18 protein-coding genes are annotated in these 18576 nt (G+C 66.4%); 16 read left to right on the top strand and 2 right to left on the bottom strand.

Features of this window, described 5'->3' with window-relative positions; genetic code table 11:
- Positions 1 to 58 precede the first annotated feature (58 nt).
- The 13 genes from nosZ to MTBSS4_RS04900 all read left to right on the top strand — a co-directional run bounded on the left by nosZ (position 59) and on the right by MTBSS4_RS04900 (position 12578).
- A complete protein-coding gene (gene nosZ / locus MTBSS4_RS04960) occupies positions 59 to 2359 on the top strand; it encodes a Sec-dependent nitrous-oxide reductase (protein ID WP_173982291.1) in 2301 nt (766 codons plus the stop codon).
- A 166-nt stretch (positions 2360 to 2525) separates the two neighbouring features.
- Positions 2526 to 3143 carry a cytochrome c gene (locus MTBSS4_RS04955; RefSeq protein WP_173982290.1) on the top strand — a complete coding sequence of 206 codons (618 nt, stop codon included), beginning with the start codon at positions 2526 to 2528 and terminating at the stop codon, positions 3141 to 3143.
- Positions 3144 to 3243: 100 nt separating this feature from the next.
- On the top strand, positions 3244 to 3996 hold the full coding sequence (locus MTBSS4_RS04950) for a c-type cytochrome (protein ID WP_173982289.1): 753 nt from the start codon (positions 3244 to 3246) through the stop codon (positions 3994 to 3996).
- Positions 3997 to 4081: 85 nt separating this feature from the next.
- Positions 4082 to 4744: a hypothetical protein gene (locus tag MTBSS4_RS04945; protein WP_173982288.1), complete on the top strand. Its 663-nt coding sequence runs from the start codon at positions 4082 to 4084 to the stop codon at positions 4742 to 4744.
- Between the two features lie 82 nt (positions 4745 to 4826).
- Positions 4827 to 6107, top strand: a complete 1281-nt coding sequence (nosD, locus tag MTBSS4_RS04940; protein ID WP_254432383.1) for a nitrous oxide reductase family maturation protein NosD — start codon at positions 4827 to 4829, stop codon at positions 6105 to 6107.
- Entirely contained in the window at positions 6104 to 6862 is a 759-nt protein-coding gene (locus MTBSS4_RS04935) for a 4Fe-4S dicluster domain-containing protein (RefSeq protein ID WP_173982286.1), read from the top strand. The genes nosD and MTBSS4_RS04935 overlap by 4 nt, the downstream gene beginning before the upstream one ends.
- The gene (locus tag MTBSS4_RS04930) at positions 6862 to 7824 is read left to right on the top strand and encodes a NapH/MauN family ferredoxin-type protein (protein ID WP_173982285.1); all 963 of its coding nucleotides are present in this window, start codon (positions 6862 to 6864) and stop codon (positions 7822 to 7824) included. Before MTBSS4_RS04935 ends, MTBSS4_RS04930 begins: the two co-directional genes overlap by 1 nt.
- Positions 7825 to 7837: 13 nt before the next feature.
- Positions 7838 to 8683 (top strand): ABC transporter ATP-binding protein, encoded by an 846-nt coding sequence (locus MTBSS4_RS04925; RefSeq protein ID WP_173982284.1) that lies wholly within the window; start codon positions 7838 to 7840, stop codon positions 8681 to 8683.
- A gap of 11 nt (positions 8684 to 8694) precedes the next feature.
- Positions 8695 to 9201: a nitrous oxide reductase accessory protein NosL gene (locus MTBSS4_RS04920; RefSeq protein ID WP_254432382.1), complete on the top strand. Its 507-nt coding sequence runs from the start codon at positions 8695 to 8697 to the stop codon at positions 9199 to 9201.
- Positions 9198 to 10028, top strand: coding sequence for an ABC transporter permease (locus tag MTBSS4_RS04915; protein ID WP_254432381.1), 831 nt, complete (start codon positions 9198 to 9200; stop codon positions 10026 to 10028). The genes MTBSS4_RS04920 and MTBSS4_RS04915 overlap by 4 nt, the downstream gene beginning before the upstream one ends.
- Positions 10025 to 10750: a class I SAM-dependent methyltransferase gene (locus tag MTBSS4_RS04910; protein ID WP_173982283.1), complete on the top strand. Its 726-nt coding sequence runs from the start codon at positions 10025 to 10027 to the stop codon at positions 10748 to 10750. Before MTBSS4_RS04915 ends, MTBSS4_RS04910 begins: the two co-directional genes overlap by 4 nt.
- Positions 10747 to 11700: a 1,4-dihydroxy-2-naphthoate octaprenyltransferase gene (menA, locus tag MTBSS4_RS04905; protein WP_173982282.1), complete on the top strand. Its 954-nt coding sequence runs from the start codon at positions 10747 to 10749 to the stop codon at positions 11698 to 11700. The genes MTBSS4_RS04910 and menA overlap by 4 nt, the downstream gene beginning before the upstream one ends.
- Positions 11697 to 12578: a bile acid:sodium symporter family protein gene (locus MTBSS4_RS04900; RefSeq protein ID WP_173982281.1), complete on the top strand. Its 882-nt coding sequence runs from the start codon at positions 11697 to 11699 to the stop codon at positions 12576 to 12578. Before menA ends, MTBSS4_RS04900 begins: the two co-directional genes overlap by 4 nt.
- On the opposite strand, the gene MTBSS4_RS04895 is transcribed toward MTBSS4_RS04900, so the two are convergent.
- Positions 12544 to 13539 (bottom strand): MDR family oxidoreductase, encoded by a 996-nt coding sequence (locus MTBSS4_RS04895; protein ID WP_305792022.1) that lies wholly within the window; start codon positions 13537 to 13539, stop codon positions 12544 to 12546. The genes MTBSS4_RS04900 and MTBSS4_RS04895 overlap by 35 nt on opposite strands.
- Before the next feature lie 143 nt (positions 13540 to 13682).
- On the opposite strand from MTBSS4_RS04895, the gene MTBSS4_RS04890 reads away from it, so the two are divergent.
- The 3 genes from MTBSS4_RS04890 (at position 13683) to MTBSS4_RS04880 (ending at position 17990) form a co-directional block, all read left to right on the top strand.
- On the top strand, positions 13683 to 15359 hold the full coding sequence (locus tag MTBSS4_RS04890) for a methyl-accepting chemotaxis protein (protein WP_173982279.1): 1677 nt from the start codon (positions 13683 to 13685) through the stop codon (positions 15357 to 15359).
- Positions 15360 to 15490: 131 nt separating this feature from the next.
- Positions 15491 to 16930 (top strand): Asp-tRNA(Asn)/Glu-tRNA(Gln) amidotransferase subunit GatA, encoded by a 1440-nt coding sequence (gene gatA, locus MTBSS4_RS04885; protein ID WP_173982278.1) that lies wholly within the window; start codon positions 15491 to 15493, stop codon positions 16928 to 16930.
- Complete coding sequence (locus MTBSS4_RS04880; protein ID WP_256367401.1) at positions 16833 to 17990, top strand: asparaginase; 1158 nt, start codon at positions 16833 to 16835, stop codon at positions 17988 to 17990. Before gatA ends, MTBSS4_RS04880 begins: the two co-directional genes overlap by 98 nt.
- Positions 17991 to 18076: 86 nt before the next feature.
- On the opposite strand, the gene MTBSS4_RS04875 is transcribed toward MTBSS4_RS04880, so the two are convergent.
- Positions 18077 to 18517, bottom strand: coding sequence for a DUF192 domain-containing protein (locus MTBSS4_RS04875; RefSeq protein WP_173982276.1), 441 nt, complete (start codon positions 18515 to 18517; stop codon positions 18077 to 18079).
- Between the last annotated feature and the right edge of the window lie 59 nt (positions 18518 to 18576).

The following is an 18576-nucleotide window of genomic DNA, read 5'->3' as shown; positions in this document are numbered from 1 at the left end:
GTGGCCGGCGAAGGTTGGGTTAATTTTTAGTATTTCAACAATTCAAAAGGTGGGGAAGATGACAAAGTCCCGCAAGCTGGCGAGCTGGCTCGCCACTGTAAGCTTTTGCGCCTTGGCGGCGGGGGCCGCTTCGGCCGAGTCGCTCCAGGACGTGATGAAGCGTCGCGGCCTGTCCGAGAACGACATCCTGGCGGCCGCCAAGACCTACACCCCGAGCGGCAAGATGGACGAGTTCATGGTGTTCAGCTCGGGCGGCCAGAGCGGTCAGGTGATCGTCTACGGCGTGCCGTCCATGCGCATCCTGAAGTATATCGGCGTGTTCACTCCCGAGCCCTGGCAGGGATACGGCTACGACGACGAATCGAAGGCGGTGCTGAAGCAGGGCTCCGATGTCGAGGGTCGCACGATCCTGTGGGGCGACACCCACCATCCGGCCCTGTCCGAGACCAACGGCGAGACCGACGGCCAGTGGCTGTTCATCAACGACAAGAACACGCCCCGCATCGCCGTCATCGACCTGCGCGACTTCGAGACCAAGCAGATCGTCCAGAACCCGATCATGCAGTCCGAGCACGGCGGCGCCTTCGTCAGCCCCAACACCGACTACATCATCGAGCCGGCGCAGTACGCCGCGCCGCTGGGCGGCGAGTTCGCCCCGCTGGAGCAGTTCAACGACAAGTATCGCGGCGCGGTGACCTTCTGGAAGTTCAACCGCGAGCACGGCCGCATCGAGCCCGAGAACTCGTTCTCGCTCGAACTGCCGCCCTACAGCCAGGATCTGGCCGATTTCGGCAAGGGTCCGTCGGACGGCTGGGCCTTCGTCAACTCGTTCTGCACCGAGCGCTATGTCGGCGGCATCGAGCGCGGCCGCCCGCCGTTCGAGGCCGGCTGCTCGGCCAAGGATCACGACTTCCTGCATGTGATCAACTGGAAGAAGGCCGCCGAGTTGGTCAAGGCCGGCAAGGTCAAGAAGATCAAGGGCCATCCCGTCATCACCATGGACACCGCCGTGGCGGAAGGCATCCTGGTGCTCGTCCCCGAGCCCAAGAGCCCGCATGGCGCCGACGTCACTCCCGACGGCAAGTACGTGACCGTTTCGGGCAAGCTGGACAGCCACACCACCGTCTACGACATCTCCAAGATCGAGGCGGCGCTGAAGGCCAAGAAGTTCCAGGGCAAGGACGAGTACGGCATTCCGATCATCGCCCTGGCCGACGTCGCCCACAAGCAGGTCGCCCTGGGTCTTGGCCCGCTGCACACCCAGTACGATTCCAAGCCCTGCGTCGCCTACACCTCGCTCTATGTCGATTCCATGGTCGCCAAGTGGGATTACTGCGAAGGCAAGGTGCTGGACAAGGTGTCGGTCCACTACAACATCGGTCACCTGATGTCCATGCAGGGCGACACCGCCAAGCCGGCCGGCAAGTACCTGATCGCGCTGAACAAGCTGGCCATCGACCGCTTCGCCCAGGTTGGCCCGCTGCATCCGCAGAACCATCAGCTGATCGACATCAGCGGCGACAAGATGCAGCTGCTCTACGACATGCCGCTGCCGCTGGGCGAGCCCCACTACGCGGTGTCCATCGACATCAGCAAGCTGAAGACCAATATCCGCTATCCGTTCGGCACCGATTCCCGCACCGAGAAGAAGTCGCCGTTCGCGGTGCGTCCCGGTCAGGAGCGGGTCGACAGGAAGCCGGGCAAGGTCGAGGTGTTCGGCACCCTGATCCGTTCGCACATCACGCCCGAGATCATCGAGGCCAATGAAGGCGACGAGATCACCATCCACCTGACCAACCTCGAACGTGCCCAGGACCAGACCCACGGCTTCGCCGTGTCCAAGCACAACGTCAACCTGTCGGTCGAGCCGGGCAAGACCGCCTCGGCGACCATCAAGGCCAACAAGGCTGGCGTCTATCCCTACTACTGCACCGAGTTCTGCTCGGCGCTGCATCTGGAAATGGAAGGCTATCTGCTCGTCAAGCCGGCGAACTACAAGGATGCCGGCGTGAAGGGCAAGGAAGGCCAGACCTACACCCAGAAGGACTACGACGCCCGCGTGAAGGCCAATGTCGAGACCCAGGCCGTCATCAACAGCGTCGTCGGTTACATCACCTCGGTGAACTTCAAGGACTTCCCGCCCGTGGTCGCCATGGTCGAGGACGCCACCGAGCAGCTCGGCTATGCCGAGCAGAACAAGAAGAAGTCGGAAGAGTTCGCCGCCAAGGGCGATTACAACTCCGCCTTCCTGTGGGCCGAGCAGTGGTTCCAGTATCAGGTCAAGGCCGCCGACATCGGTCTGCGCGCCAAGACGTTCCTGGAGCAGAACGGCGCCAAGAAGGTCGAGGCCGCGAAGTAAGGAAACCGACGAAGGCGGGTCCCGGTCCGGGACCCGCCGATGCCGGAATCATCGGAATGACCGGGAGCGGCTTGCCCGCTCCCGGATTTCCCTCCACCCCAGGGTCGAACGTCCGGCATCAGGCGTATCGGCCTTTCGATCGTTTTTAAACCTGCGAGGTTCAGACATGTTCAAGAGTGTCATGCGGCAGCTTCCCTTCATGGCCCTGGCGGCCGGTCTCGGAGTGGCTTGCCTGTCCCCGGCCCAGGCCGCCGACGGCAAGGCGCTGTTCACCGACAAGGGCTGCGTCGCCTGTCACGGCGAGGACGCCAAGACCCCGTTGCAGGAAGGCTTCCCCAAGCTGGCCGGCCAGACCGCCGAATACGCCTTCAATCAGATGAAGGACATCAAGTCCGGCGCCCGCAAGAACGGCCAGAGCGTCGACACCATGAAGCCGATCGTCGATGAGTTGAGCGATGCGGAAATGAAGGCGCTGGCCGACTATCTCGCCAGCCTGAAGGAGCCGCCGGCCGCCGCCGCTCCCGCCGCCGGCGCCCCCCATCCCGGCAAGACCCTGTTCCTGACCAAGACCTGCGTCGCCTGCCACGGCAAGGAAGGCAAGAAGCCGCTGCCCGGCTATCCGGCCATCGCCGGCCAGGACAAGGCCTATATCCTGGCCCAGACCAAGGACATCAAGACCGGCGTTCGCACCAACGGCAAATCCAACGCCATGCAGCCGGTGATGCATCTGGTCACCGACGACGAGATCGCCACCATCGCGGATTACTTGTCCTCGGTCAAATAAGCCGAACCAGCGCCGCCGGTGCTTGTCCACAGTCAAGTGACGCGCCGGCCCATTGAGGTATCGTGCGCCCCAGTTTGATCGCATTCGGAGACTGACGACGATGTTCAAATTCAAGTACAGCCTGGCCGTCGCGGCCGCCGTCTCGGCCCTGCTGGCGGGCGGCGCGGCCCATGCCGCCGACGTCAAGCCGACCAAGGGCAAGTCGCTGGGCGAGGAAGGCTATGTCTGGCACGCCGGCGGCGGTGAGGAGGACGCGGCCCTGACCCTGAAGCCCGACCTGAACAACGGCCGCGAGGTCTACGAGGTGTGCTCGGCCTGCCATCAGCCCGAAGGCTGGGGCCTGACCGACGGCACCTTCCCGCAGCTGGCCGGGCAGCACGCCAAGGTCACCATCAAGCAGCTGGCCGACATCCGCGCCCTGAACCGCGACAATCCCACCATGTATCCGTTCGCGCTGCCGTCGCAGATCGGCGGGCCGCAGGCCATCGCCGACGTCGCCGCCTACATGGCCAAGCTGCCCATGAACCCCGAGCCCGGCGTGGGCGACGGCAAGGATCTGGCCCACGGCAAGAAGCTGTACGAAGAGAACTGCACCCGCTGCCACGGCGTCGATGGCGCCGGCGACAACGACAAGTTCTATCCCCGTATCCAGGGGCAGCACTACAACTACCTGGTGCGTCAGTACCAGTGGATCAAGGAAGGCAAGCGCCGCAACGCCAATCCCGACATGATGAAGCAGATTCAGGCCTTCACCGACCGGGACACCAAGGCGGTGCTGGATTATACCTCGCGCCTGAAGCCGCCGGCCAACCTGACCGCGCCGAAGGGCTGGAAGAATCCTGACTTCCAGTAGCGTTTCCTGATATAACGTGGACACTGGGCGCGATCCGGCCGATGGCCGGGTCGCCGCCTCCTCCCGAATGTCCATCGAGGTTTCCATGACCAGAACCACAAGCAAGCCCGCGATCGTGCGAATCCTCACCGTGGTCGCCGCGCTGCTGATCGGCGGAGCCTATTTCTCGCCGATCTGGTGGGTGTCGCTGAAGGCCCCCAACTATCCCGCCGAGACCTTCCCCGACGGCATCCGTATCCATTTCCACGTCAACGGCGTGTTCAACGGCTGTACCTCGCAGGCCGCGCCGAAGCCCGGCCACTCCGCCGCCTGGGGTGACGAGGAGGGCGGGCTGGACTGTGTCGAGGAAATGAACATCATCAATCATTACATCGGCATGGAGCCCATCGAGAAAGGCGCCCAGCTGGAGATCATGGCCGCCCCGTACCTGTTCGGCCTGGTCGGGGTCATGCTGGCCGCCTTCCTGTTCTATGCCGGACCGTTCTGGTGGGGCCTGCCGATGTCGGGAATCGTCATTCCGGCGGCCTTCGTCATCGATTACTCGGCATGGCTGTGGTATTTCGGCCATAACCTGCATCCCTGGGCGGCGTTCTCGGTCAAGCCGTTCATGCCGACCGTGTTCGGCGACGGCAAGGTCGCCCAGTTCTTCACCTATTCCTACCCCCATTACGGCTTTGGCCTGTTGTGCGCCGCGTCGCTGTGCCTGATCCTGGCCCTGCTGTTGCAGCGCAAGGCCCTGAAGGACTAGTTTTCCGGATGCCCGGTACAAGGCGGTGGGCGGTTCCATGCGAATTCTGATCAAGAGTTTGTCTAAATCGATACTGGCCGCCATGGCCGTCCTGGCCGTGGCGGGGGGGCTGGCGGTCGCGGTGCGGGCCGCCGCTCCGGCCTCTGTCGCCGAGGAGCCGCTGCTTAGCCCGGCGCTGCTCCAGGCGCTGATCGACATGGGCCAGCCCGGCCAGGTGATCGTGCCGCCGCCCGGCCGCTATCGCGGGCCGCTGCGGGTCACCAAGCCCATCATCCTCGATGGCCAGGGCAAGGTGACCCTGGACGGCGACGGCACGGGCTCGGTGCTGTGGGTGATGACCGACGGTGCCACCGTTCGCAATCTTCGCATCGTCAACAGCGGCGACGAGCATCCCGAACAGGATGCCGGCATCCAGGTGCGCGGCCACGCCAACGTCATCGAGGACAATCTGATCGAGAACACCCTGTTCGGGTTCTCGCTGGAGAAGTCGGACCGCAACATCATCCGCCGCAACCGCTATTTCGGCCAGGACCTGGAGATGCCGCGTCGCGGCGACGGCATCAAGGTCTGGTATTCCAACGACAACGAGATCAGCGACAACGAGTTCAACAACGGCCGCGACGTGGTGTTCTGGTACGCCAGCGGCAACAAGTTCCTCCGCAACGTCGAGCGTGGCGGCCGCTATGGCCTGCACGTCATGAAGTCGAGCGAGAACCTCGCCGAGGGCAACCTGTTCTACGACAACATGACCGGCATCTCGCTGATGTACGACCACGGCGACGTCATCCGGAACAATTACATCGTCCGCTCGACCGGCACCGTCGGCGTCTGCCTGTCATTGAAGGAAAGCAGCGACGTTGTGGTCGAGAACAACGATCTGATGTATTGCGCGTCGGGCATCGCCATGGACGTCTCGCCCTACGAGCCCGGCACAAAGAACCATATCCGCGGCAACCGCATCGCCTACAACAATGTCGGCGTGTCGTTCGTCAACGACTGGAAGGACAGCATTTTCACCGGCAACCTGTTCACCGGCAACATCACCGAGGTGGCGGTCTATGGCGGCGGCAGCGCCATGCGCAACACCTGGGACGGCAATCGCTGGGATGACTACCAGGGATTCGACCGGGCCGGCGACGGTATCGGCGATACCCCGCACCGGGTTTACGGCTATGCCGGACAGGTGTGGATGGATGTTCCGAACACGCGCTTCTTCAAGGGGGCGCCGCTGCTGGAGGTGCTTGATTTCCTCGACCGTCTGGCGCCGTTCAGCGAGCCGACCCTGCTGCTGGAGGACAAGCGTCCCCGCCTCGGCAACGACAAGTCGTTCAAGGCGGGGTCCACACTGGAGCCGAAATCATGACGGATGAAGCCCCGCCGGCCAAGCGCCCGCCGCTCGCCAATCCCAAGACCCGGCGGCAGGCGATGCGTTCCATCACCATGGGAACGGCGATCGTCGGCGCGTCGCTGTTCGGGTTCTTCCCGGTGACGCGCAAGTGGACGCCCAGGCTCCGGCCGCCGGGCGCCATCGACGAGAACGATTTCCTCGCCGCCTGCATCAAATGCGGCCAGTGCGTCCAGGTCTGTCCGGTCCGGGCCATCTATCTGGGCGACCTGGACGAGGGCTTTGGCGTCGGCGTCCCCTACATTCCCGCCCGCGAGCAGGCCTGCGACTTCTCCTGCGACGCGGTGCAATGCGTGCTGGCCTGTCCCACCGGGGCGCTGTCGCATTCCATCAGCAAGAAGGAGGAGGTCCACATGGGCCTCGCCCGGCTGGACCGTCCCAACGCCTGTCTGGCCCGCAAGGGCGAGGGCTTCAAGGGGCCGGCGCGGCCGGCTCCGTTCACCGGCGTCCACCGCTACATGGAGATCGACCGCTGGAAACCGGTCAAGCTGGCCGATTATAACTACGACCTGGAGTTGTGCGACCTGTGCGTCCGCGAATGCCCGATCGCCGATGCCATCTCGCTGGAACCGATGTCCGGCGATCCCGCCGACAAGCGCCGGACCCCGGTGGTGCATCAGGCCTGCGTCGGCTGCGGCATGTGCGAGATGATCTGTCCGACCGAGCCGGCCGCCATCGTCATCGACATCCGCCGCAAGTGGGGAGACGTGTGATGGGCCTGCTTGCCTCCCTCAAGACCATGCTGGGCGCCGCCCCCGAGCGGCCGGCCTCCTATACCCCGGCGGCCGAGGCCATGCACGAGGCCAAGCGTCAGGTCAAGGGACCGGAACGCGCCCGCCAGATCAGGGCCGCCCATGCCGGGACGCATTCCAACAAGTGGCGCAACATCCGCTGGGCCACCCTGATCTTCCTCAACATGGTGTTCGTGCTGTCGTTCCAGTTCGACGTGCAACTGGTGGAAGGCTCGCTGACCGCGTCCAGGGTGATCGGCTTTCACATGGCCGACCTCTATTCGGCCATCCAGGTGATGCTGGCCTACAAGGTCATCCTGATCAATCTGGTGATCGGGACCGGGACCGTGTTCTTCCTGTGGTGGCTGTTCGGCGGCCGGACCTTCTGTTCATGGGCCTGTCCCTATCACCTGCTGGCCGAGATCGCCGAGAAGATCCATCTGATGCTGGCGGCGCGCCGCATGGTGGTCGATTATCCTCTGCATCGCGGCACCCGCAGCGTGCTGTACGTCATCTTCGGCCTGCTGGCGGTGGTCAGCGGCTATACCGTCTACGAATCCATCTCGCCGACCGGCATCGTGTCGCGGGCCCTGATCTACGGGCCGGGCCTCGCGATGGTGTGGGTGTTGGGCCTGCTGGTCTACGAGGTGGTGTTCATCCGCCGCATGTGGTGCCGCTATATTTGTCCGATCGGCCTGACCTATGGGCTGGTCGGCGCGGTCTCACCGATGCGGGTCAAGTACAACCTGGAAAATTGCCTGCACGAAGGCGATTGCCGCAAGGTATGCTTGGTGCCGCATGTGCTGGAGGTCACCAAGAAAACCTATGCCCCGGACGTGGATGTGGCCATCGGCGCCGATTGCACCCGGTGCGGATTATGCATCGACGCCTGCCCGACCGGGTCGCTCCGGTTCGAGGTCAAGGGCCTGAACAAGCTGCTGTAGAGACCATTGCCGCATGATCACATTCAAGAACGTCTCCAAGACCTTCAAGCGTCACACGGTCCTCGACTCCGTCAATCTGACCATCGATACCGGCGAGAGGGTGGCCCTGGTCGGCTCCAACGGCGCCGGCAAGACCACCCTGATCCGCTGTCTGCTGGGCGAGTATCTGCACGACGGCGAGGTGACGGTGGGCGGTCTCGACCCCAAGGCCAACCGCAAGGCGGTGCTGGCCCGGGTCGGTTTCGTGCCGCAGATTCCGCCGCCGCTGAAGATGCCGGTGGGCGAACTGGTCAACTTCGCCGCCTCGGTCTGCGATTCGGACCCTGATCGCATCGTCGCCATGGTGCGCCAGCTGGGGCTGGACTGGGATCAGGTCCGCCGCCTGCCCTTCGTCAAGCTGTCGGGCGGCATGAAGCAGAAGATGCTGATCGGCATCGCGCTGGGCCGCGATGCCGACATCCTGATCATGGACGAGCCGGCCGCCAACCTGGACCCCGAGGCGCGCCACATCTTTTTCCACCAGCTGCATGACCGCAAGGACAACGCCATCATGCTGATCACCAGCCACCGTCTCGACGAGGTGGCGGCGCTGGTCAATCGCGTGGTCGAGATGGATCAGGGCAAGGTCGCCCTGGACGACCGGGTGGCCGACGACGTCGAGATGACGGCGCGGCTGGATTGCGTTATCCGCCTGACCCGGGCCGAGGCCGCTTTCGCCCGGGCCATGGGCGAGTGGAATTTCGTTTCCGGCGACGGCGGCGTCAGCTGGACGGGGGCGGTCAACGGCCCCGACCGCTTGCGGTTCCTGGGCGTCCTGGCCCGCTATGCCGGCCTGATCGCCGGCATCGAGATGAAATAGGAGGGTCCGCCATGTGTGATCATCATCGCATGCCCCGCCGCCACTTCCTTGGCCTGATTTCCGGCATGGCGCTGGCGGTGTCGGGGTGTTCGCAGCAGACCACCGGCCCGGTGGAGATCAAGTGGGGGCGCGACACCTGCGATTACTGCGGCATGGTGATCGACGATCACCGCTTCGCGGCACAGTTGCGCGGCGGCAAGGACCGCAAGGTCTACAAGTTCGACGATCTGGGCGACGCGGTGCTGTTCCTGGTCAAGCAGGACTGGGCCGACGATCCCGCCACCGAGTTCTGGGTGGGGGGGCTGGAGATCGCCAAGGGCCAGTGGCTGGACGGCCTGAAGGCGTACTATCTCGCCAACCAGCGATCTCCCATGGCGCACGGTTTCGGCGCCATCGCCGGTCAGCGGGACGGCGCGGTCGATTTCGTCCGCATGAAGGGGATGGTGGTGGTGCGCGGTTCGACCAGCCGCTGCGAGCCCACCGGCAGCACCGACGTCGCCATGGAGACTCGCGGATGATGAATGCCCTGATGCTGACCGCCCGGCTCGATATCGCCGAGTCGCTGCGTGCCCGCTGGTTCATGTTCTATTCGCTGGTGTTCGGCGGCATCGTCATGCTGCTGTTCGTGTTCGGCCTGACGGAATCGCGCATTCTCGGCTTCACCGGCCTGTCGCGGCTGCTGGTCACCTATATCCAGATCTGCGTCGCCATCCTGCCGGTATTCATATTGATCACCACGGTGCGTTCGGTGGCGGGCGATCGCGACGCCGGCGTGTTCGAATACATGCTGTCGCTGCCGGTGCCGCTGCATGCCTGGTTCTGGGGCAAGATGGTCGGGCGCTTCGTGGTGGTGTTCCTGCCGGTGTTCGGCGCCATGGCGCTGGCCGTGGCCTATACCCTGCTGCGCGGCGTCGAGGTCGACTGGACCTTGTTCCTGCTTTACACCACCTTGCTGGTGGCGTTGTCCTGGGCGTTTCTCGGCATCGGCATGCTGGTGTCGACCCTGGCGCGCTCGCCCGACGTGGCCCAGACCGGGGCCTTCCTGGTGTGGCTGGTGCTGCTGCTGTTCCTCGACCTCATCTTGCTCGGCGTCATGATCCGCCAGCAATTGCCGGTGGAGGCGGTGATCGGCGTCGCCGTCGCCAATCCGCTGCAAAGCTTCCGCACCGCCGCCATCTTGCTGTTCGATCCCGAGATGCTGCTGCTGGGGCCGGCGGCCTATGTCATTCTCGACGCCCTGGGTCGGACCGGCTATCTGGCGTTCGCCGTCCTGTATCCCATCGCGCTCGGCACCGTCTGCGCCGGGATTGGCTATGCGGTGTTCCGGCGGGGCGATCTGCCGTGACCTCGCCCCTGTCCGAGACCTTCGGTTTCGAGCGGGTCTCGACCGAGGAACGCGAACGGCGCATTCGCGCCGTGTTCGACGCGGTGGCGCCGCGCTACGACCTGATGAACGACGTCATGAGCCTTGGTATCCACCGCCTGTGGAAGCGGAGCGTGGCCCGGGCGGCGGCGCCCCGGCCGGGGCAGCTGATCGTCGATTTGGCCGGCGGCACCGGCGATGTCGCCCGGCTGATGGCCGGAGACGGACGCCGGGTGGTGGTGTGCGATCCGTCCGCCGGGATGATGGCGGTGGGGCGTGACCGTTCGGCCGCGGCCGGCGTCGAATTCGTCGAGGGCAAGGCCGAGGCCATGCCGTTCGCCGATGATTCGGTCGATACCGTCACCATCGCCTTCGGCCTTCGGAACGCCACCAGCCCGGAAGCCGGCCTGGCCGAGATCTTCCGGGTGCTGAAGCCGGGCGGCCGGCTGCTGTGCCTGGAATTCTCGCGCCCCTGGGGGCCGATCCGTCCGGTCTACGACGCTTGGTCGTTCCATGTGATTCCCCGCCTGGGGGCCTGGGTGGCGCGCCAGCCCGCGGCTTATTCCTATCTGGTCGAATCCATTCGCCGCTTTCCCGATCAGCGGGAACTGGCCCGGCTGATGCGTCATGCCGGTTTCGCCCCGGTGGAATGGCGCGATTTCTCGGCCGGCATCGCCTGTCTGCATGTGGGGGGCAAGCCATGACCCTGGAGACCGGCCTGACCGAATCCGCGCCGGCCGAACTGGTTCAGCCCGACGCCAGCCGCGCCGACCAGCCGCCCGACGGCTGGCGGTTATGGTGGCTGGCGGCGCGGCCGCGCACGCTCACCATCTCGGTGGCGCCGGTGGTGGCGGGAACCGCGCTGGCCTGGCATGACACGGGCGGAGTCGACCCCCGGCCGTTTCTCGCCGCGCTGGCCGGAGCCCTGGCTGTCCAGGCCGGCACCAATCTGTTCAACGATGTCGGCGACGCCCTGCGGGGCGGAGACCAGCCCATGCGGCAGGGACCCCCACGGGTGACGGCACTGGGCTGGGCCTCGCCCGGGCGGGTGCGCCGCGCCGCCCTGGCGTGCTTCGTCCTGGCGGCGGTGGTGGGGCTCTATCTGGTCTGGCTGGGCGGCTGGCCCATCGCCGTCCTTGGGGGGGCCTCGTTGGCGGCCGGCTGGGGCTATTCCGGCGGTCCGCGTCCCATCGCCTATACGGCGCTGGGCGAGGTGTTCGTCATCGCCTTCTTCGGGCTCGGCGCGGTGGGGGGGGCTTACTACCTCCAGACCATGACGCTGACGTCGCCGGCCCTGGTCACCGGCCTTGCCGTCGGCCTGGTGGCGGCGGCGGTTCTGCTGGCCAACAATTACCGCGACATGGAGCCGGACCGTCTGGCGGGCCGCCGCACCCTGGCGATCGTGGCCGGCGCCGAGACCAGCAAGCTGATCTTTGGAACCCTGCTGGTGGTGCCGATGGCGCTGCTGGCCTCGCCCTGGGGGCCGCCGGGCGGCATCATCACCCTGGGGGCGGCGCCGCTGGCCCTGATGCTGTTCCGCCGCTTCGTCTCCGAGCCCAGGGGGGCGGCGTTCAACGCCATCCTGGCATCCACGGCCCGGCTGCAACTGGTGCTGGCCGTACTGCTGGCGGTCGGACTGGCGATGGTAAGGTGATCACGCAAGCGGCCCTGCCGGCGGCGCTGGCGTTCATTATGTTCGCCATGGGCCTGACCATGAATCCCGGCGATTTCCGCCTGATCGCGACCCGCCCCAAGGCCATGCTCGTCGGCCTGGCTGCCAAGCTGATGCTGGTGCCGCTGGCCGGCCTGGCCATCGTGCTGGTCTGGCGGCCGTCGGCCGACTTCGCCGTGGGGATGATCCTGCTGGCCGCCTGTCCGGCCGGAGTGACCTCGGCGCTGCTGACCCACATGGCCGGCGGCCGCATCGCCCTGGCCGCCACCATTACCGCCCTGACCAGTCTGGCGGCGACCCTGACGGTGCCGTTGCTGGTCAATCTGGGCCTGGCCGTCTTCGCCGGCTATCAGCAGGCCGTCGAGATTCCGGTGGGTCGGATGACGCTCGGCATCTTCCTGGTCGACGCGGTGCCGCTGGCGTTGGGCCTGCTGGCGCAGCGCCTGTGGCCGGTGGCGGCGGCGAGGATGGGGCGCATTGCCCGGCCGCTCGCCACCTTGCTGTTCGCCGTGATCGTGGTCGGCGCCTTTTTCAGCCAGCGTCAGGCGCTGATCGACCACGTGGGCGACGTGGTGCCGGCGTCGCTGGCGCTCAACCTGCTGGCCATGGCCGGGGCCTGGGCGTTGGGCGGGGGGCTGCGGCTCGATCTCGCCGACCGCATCGCCGTGGTGATGGAAAACGGCCTTCAGAACGCCGCCCTGGGCATCTTCGTGGCGGTGACGCTGCTGGGCAATCACGCCATGATGGTGCCCAGCATCGTCTATGCCTTCGTCATGAACCTGACCGCCATCGCCTTCATCTGGGCGGTAAGGCGGAGGACGGCGGCTACCTGTTCGGGGCCACCACCAGCCGCCCCCTGATCTCGCCCTTGAGAATCCGCGCGCCCAGTTCGGGCAGGTCGGCCAGTCCGGCCTCGGTGGTCATGGAATCCAGCATTTCGGCCGGCAGCAATTCGGTCAGGCGCGCCCATGCATCCAGCCGGCGCGGCTTGGGACACATCACCGAATCGATGCCGAGGATCGAGGCGCCGCGCAGCAGGAACGGCAGCACGGTGCAGGCGAACTCGACGCCGCCGGCATTGCCGCACGACGCCACCGCCGAACGCATGCGCAGCGAGGCGACGCAATTGGCCAAGGTGGCGCCGCCGACGCTGTCGACCACGCCGGCCCAGCGTTCGCTCAGCAGCGGCTTGGCCGGCGGCGAGCCGATCTCGGCCCGGTCGATGATGGTGGCGGCGCCGAGTGAGCGCAGGTAATCGTGCTGGCTGGCCCGGCCGGTGGAGGCGCAGACCCGGTAGCCCAGCCGCGACAGCAGGGCCACGGCGACGCTGCCCAGCCCGCCGGCGGCGCCGGTCACCAGCACCTCGCCGTCGCCCGAGGGGGCGAGGCCGTGTTCTTCCAACGCCATCACCGCCAGCATGGCGGTGAAGCCGGCGGTGCCGATGGCCATGGCGCGGCGCGTCGTCAATCCGGCCGGCAGCGGCACCAGCCAGTCCGCCTTGACGCGGGCCTTGCCCGAAAAGCCGCCCCAATGGGTTTCGCCGACCCGCCATCCGGTCAGGATGACCTTGTCGCCCGGCTTGTATTCGGCGGAATCCGAACGTTCCACCGTGCCGGCGAAATCGATGCCGGGGACATGGGGATAGGTCCGCACCAGCCGCCCCAGGCCGTTGAGGATCAGGCCGTCCTTGTAATTCAAGGTCGAGTGCTCGACCCTGACGGTCACGTCGCCGGCGGGCAGGTCGGATTCGGTCAGGCGGCGAATCGAGGCGCGGACCTTGCCGGCCTCCTCGTCCAGCATCAAGGCGGGAAAGTCGCTCAACGGGGCCTCCTCCATCAGGTTCCGGCAAAGCTTAGCAGAAGCCGGGCGGGATGGAATCAGATGTTCGGCTTCCCGTCCGGCCTTCCATGCTCTATACTTATACTAAAGTTTAAACCCATGGTTATGCGCCGGAGAGGTCAAGCATGAGCACCCTGAAGATCGGAGCCCGTCTCCAAGCCGCTTTCGTGCTGATTCTGGCGATGACCTGCGGTTTCGGCTGGTACGCCATCTCGATGATCGACGAGGTCGCCGGCCTTACCACCAAGCTCTATGACCATCCCTACACCGTCACCACCAATCTGCTGGAAGCCAATGCGGGCATCATCGCCATGCACCGCAGCATGAAGGATGTCGCCCTGGCCCAGGACGCGACCCAGTTGGACGCGGCGACGGCGGCGGTGGACAAGGCCGAGGCCGCGGTGTTCGGGAATCTGGACGCGGCCGGCCGGCAGTTTCTCGGCGACAAGGCCAAATTCGCCGAACTGCGCAAGGCGGTCGCCGACTGGAAGCCGATCCGCGACCGGGTGATCGCCCATATGCGGGCCGGCGAGCGGCCCCAGGCCGCCGACATCACCCGGGGCGAGGGGGCCGTCCAGGTCAAGCTGATCTCGGAGCGCATGGACGAGATGGTGGCGTTCTCCCGCTCCAAGGCGGTTTCCTTCGTCGAGGTCGCCAAGGCCGATCACGCTTCGGCCCGGACCACCACCTTGGTGGTGATCGGCCTGCTGGCGGCGTTTTCCATCGCGATCGCCACGCTGATCACCCGCGGCATCACCGGGCCGCTGGAATCCCTGCGGGCTGTCATGGACCGCATGGCCGGCGGCGATTACTCCGTCGTCGTCCCTGGGCGCGACCGCGGCGACGAGGTCGGCGCCATGGCCAACACGGTCGAGGTGTTCAAGGATAACGGCCTTGCCGTCAAGCGGCTGGAGGCCGAGCAGGTCGCGGCCAAGCAGCGGGTGGAGGCGGAACGCCGCGCCGCCATGATGGTGCTGGCCGATGAATTCGAAACCCATGTCAACGCCGTGGTTCAGCATGTGGCCGGGGCGGCGACCAAGATGAGTTCCACCTCGTCCTCCATGTCGGCGGCGGCATCCCAGGCCTCGTCCCAGGCCGGAGCGGCGGCGGCGGCGGCCGAGGAGGCCTCCGCCAATGTCCAGACCGTGGCCTCGGCCGCCGAGGAACTGGCGGCCTCCATCGCCGAGATCGCCCGGCAGGTCGACACCTCGTCGACCACCACCAACCATGCCGTCGCCAAGGCCGAACAGACCGGCGCCATCGTCCAGAGCCTGGCCGACGCCGCCCAGAAGATCGGTGAGGTGGTCAACATGATCACCGACATCGCCAGCCAGACCAACCTTCTCGCCCTTAACGCCACCATCGAGGCCGCCCGCGCCGGCGACGCCGGCAAGGGCTTCGCCGTGGTCGCCAACGAGGTCAAGACCCTGGCCAACCAGACCGCGCGGGCCACCGACGACATCAGCCAGCAGATTTCGGCCATTCAGGGCGCCACCGGTCAGGCGGTCTCGGCCATCAAGGACATTCTGGGCACCATCAGCGATCTGTCGCAGGTCACCTCTTCCATCGCTTCGGCGGTACAGGAACAGCAGGCCGCCACCGCCGAGATCGCCCGCAATGTCGAACAGGCCGCCCAGGGAACCGAGATCGTCGCCGAGAACATCGTCGGCGTCAGCGCCGCCGCCCGGCAGGCCGGCGAGACCTCGGAGGAGGTTCTGGCGGAATCCGCCAACCTGTCGCGGGAATCGGCCATGCTGGAGCACGAGGTGGTGGGCTTCATCCAGAAAATCCGCGCCGGTTGAGGCGGGGCGGAGCGGGCAAGGGAGGCGTTGGCATTCCGGGCGGCTGTGCTATAAGTCGCTGTCCCGATTCCACCGGCTGGGGAGCGGCGCCGACGCCCCGTTCCCGCCACCGACCGACGAATGTGGAGAGAATGGCTGCTCTGATCGACCTGACCCTTGCCGATATCCGCACCGGCCTCGCCAAGGGCGAGTTCACGGCCACCGAACTGACCTCGGCCTATCTCGGCCGGATGGCGGAATGCCGCGATCTGAAGGCTTATATCACCGAGGTGCCGGACCAGGCCCTGGCGGCGGCCAAGGAGGCGGATCTGCGCTGGCAGGCCGGCACGGCCCGGCCGCTGGAAGGGGTCCCCCTGGCGGTGAAGGACAATTTCTGCACCCGGGGCGTTCCGACCACGGCGGCGTCGCACATTCTGGACGGTTTCGTGCCGCCCTATGAATCCACCGTCACCCAGAAGCTGTGGAATGCCGGCGCCATTCTGCTCGGCAAGGCCAACATGGACGAGTTCGCCATGGGCTCGACCAGCGCCACCAGCTATTACGGCGCCCCCAAGAATCCGCTGCGCCGTCCGTCCGATGGCGCCGAGGTGGTGCCGGGCGGCTCGTCCGGCGGGTCCGCCGCCGCCGTCGCCGCCAAGACCTGCGCCGCCGCCATCGGTTCGGATACCGGCGGTTCGATCCGCCAGCCCGCCTCGCTGTGCGGCGTGGTCGGGATCAAGCCGACCTATGGCCGCTGCTCGCGCTTCGGCATCGTCGCCTATGCCTCGTCGCTGGATCAGGCCGGCCCGATCACCCGCAGCGTGCGCGACGCCGCCATCATGCTGAACGCCATCTGCGGCCATGATCCCAGGGATTCGACCTCCGTGCCCATGGCGGTTCCGGATTTCGAGGCATTGCTGGGCAAGGGCGTCAAGGGGCTGCGCATCGGCATTCCCAGGGAATATCGGGTGGAGGGCATGCCGGCCGACGTGGACCGGGTCTGGCGGGACGGTATCCGCCGCCTGGAAGACGCCGGAGCCGTCGTCGTCGACGTCAGCCTGCCCCACACCAAATACGCCCTGGCCGCCTATTACATCATCGCCATGGCCGAGGCCTCGTCCAATCTGGCGCGCTACGACGGCCTGCGCTTCGGCCTCAGGGTGCCGGGCAAGACGCTGGACGAGATGTACGCCAGGACCCGCGCCGAGGGCTTTGGCGCCGAGGTCAGGCGCCGTATCCTGATCGGCACCTTCGTGCTGTCGGCCGGCTATTACGACGCCTATTACGCCAAGGCGCAGAAGGTGCGCTCGCTGATCAGGGACGACTTCCTCGAAGCCTTCAAGTCGGTGGACGCCCTGCTGGTTCCCACCTCGCCGGTCTCTGCCTTTCCATTCGGCGAGCATTCCGAGGACCCGGTGGCCATGTGGCTGGTGGACATCTACACCATCACCGTCAACCTGGCCGGCCTACCCGCCATGTCCGTCCCCGGCGGCCTTGCCGACGACGGTCTGCCGCTGGGCCTTCAGGTCATCGGCAAGCCGTTCGACGAGGCCACCGTCCTGGAAGTGGGACGGGTGGCCCAGGCGGGGTAGGGGGATCGCCCTGGCCGCCGCCCAGACCAGGGTCCTCGTCCTCTATACCGGCGGCACCATCGGCATGGCGCCGTGCGACCCGGGCGACCCGGCCAGTCCGCTGGTTCCCGCCGGCCGGGATCATCTGCTCCGCTTCGCGCCCAATCCGCCGGCCGGAATCGCCTGGGATGTCGCGGAACTGACGGATGGGAACGGCGATCCGGTGGGGCCGCTGGATTCCTCGGACATCGGCCCCCGGCACTGGTGCCTGATGGCGCGGGCCATCGCCCAGGCCTATGACTCCCATGACGGCTTCGTCATCCTGCATGGCACCGACACCATGGCCTATACCGGTTCGGCCCTGTCGTTCCTGCTGGACAATCTGGCCAAGCCGGTTGTCCTGACCGGATCGCAACGTCCCATCTCGGCCAAGGACGGCGACGCGGCGGCGAATTTCGGCAATGCCCTGGCCATCGCCGGCCATCGTGCCACCGGCCTGCCCCTGGTTCCGGAGGTCGTCATCTGCTTCGGCGACGTGCTGCTGCGGGCCAACCGCGCCACCAAGGTCAGCACCACGGCGGCGCGGGGATTCGATAGTCCCAATTATCCGCGTCTGGGTCGCCTCGGCGGGCGCATCGACATCGACCGTTCGCTTGTGCTTTCCCCGCCGGAACGGGCGTTTTCCGCCCATGCCATTCTGTCGGGGACCGTCGCCGTCGTCAGCCTTTACCCCGGCGTGACCGGGGCCGACCTCGGCCGCATGCTCGACCTGGATGGGGTGGACGGCTATGTCCTGCGCAGCTTCGGCAGCGGCAACGCCCCCACCGACCGAGGCGTCATCGCCGCCATCGCCGGGGCCACCGCCGCCGGCAAGGTCATCGTCAACATCACCCAATGCCTGGAAGGCGGAGTGGAAATGGGGCTCTATCAGGCCGGCCACGGGCTGCTGGAAGCCGGCGTCGTCGACGGCGGCCGCCTGACCGTCGAGGCGGCGCTGGCCAAGCTGACGTGGCTGCTGGCCACCGGATCGGCCGAATCGGCGCGGAGTCGGATGCCGATCCCGCTGCGGGGGGAGATGTAGCCTTCCCGGACGGAGCAAGCCAATCCGTCGCCTCGGGTATTGAATGGCGGGGAGGCCCTCCGGAAACTACGGAAAATCGGGCGGTCCTATCGTGGGCGCGAGAACATGGGATGCTCGACCCGGTCGCCCGGCCGCAATCCCAGCCGGCGGGCGGTGCCGCCGGCCAGTTCCAGCACTCCCAGGACCGGCCGGGTCGGGCCGCGCGGTTCCAGCGAACCGGGAACGGCCCCCTCCTCGATATGGATCACCGTCCCGCCGGCCTCGATGAACAGCATGTCCAGCGGAATCAGCGTATTCTTCATCCACATGGCGACCTGACGCGGCCGGCCGAAATCGAACAGCATGCCGGCATCGCCGGCCAGGGTTTCGCGGAACATCAGTCCCCGCGCCTTCTCGGAATCGCTGATTGCCATCTCCACCGTAAAAGGATGGCGGCGGCCATCGCCGGCCACCACCTCCAGAGAGGATCGGGCAAACCCCGGACTTTCGGCCAGCGCGCCGCCGCAAGACAGCGTCAAGGCCAGCATAGCCGTTAGAAAGACTCTGAAGAGTATGATTTGACCATTCCTTCCGGATGGTCTTGTGG

The sequence above is a fragment of the Magnetospirillum sp. SS-4 genome, from assembly GCF_902729425.1.
In the GTDB taxonomy this organism is placed as follows: Bacteria; Pseudomonadota; Alphaproteobacteria; order Rhodospirillales; family Magnetospirillaceae; genus Phaeospirillum.
The sequence above is the reverse complement of the archived record's forward strand: the minus strand, read 5'-3'. Positions and strand labels throughout refer to the sequence as shown.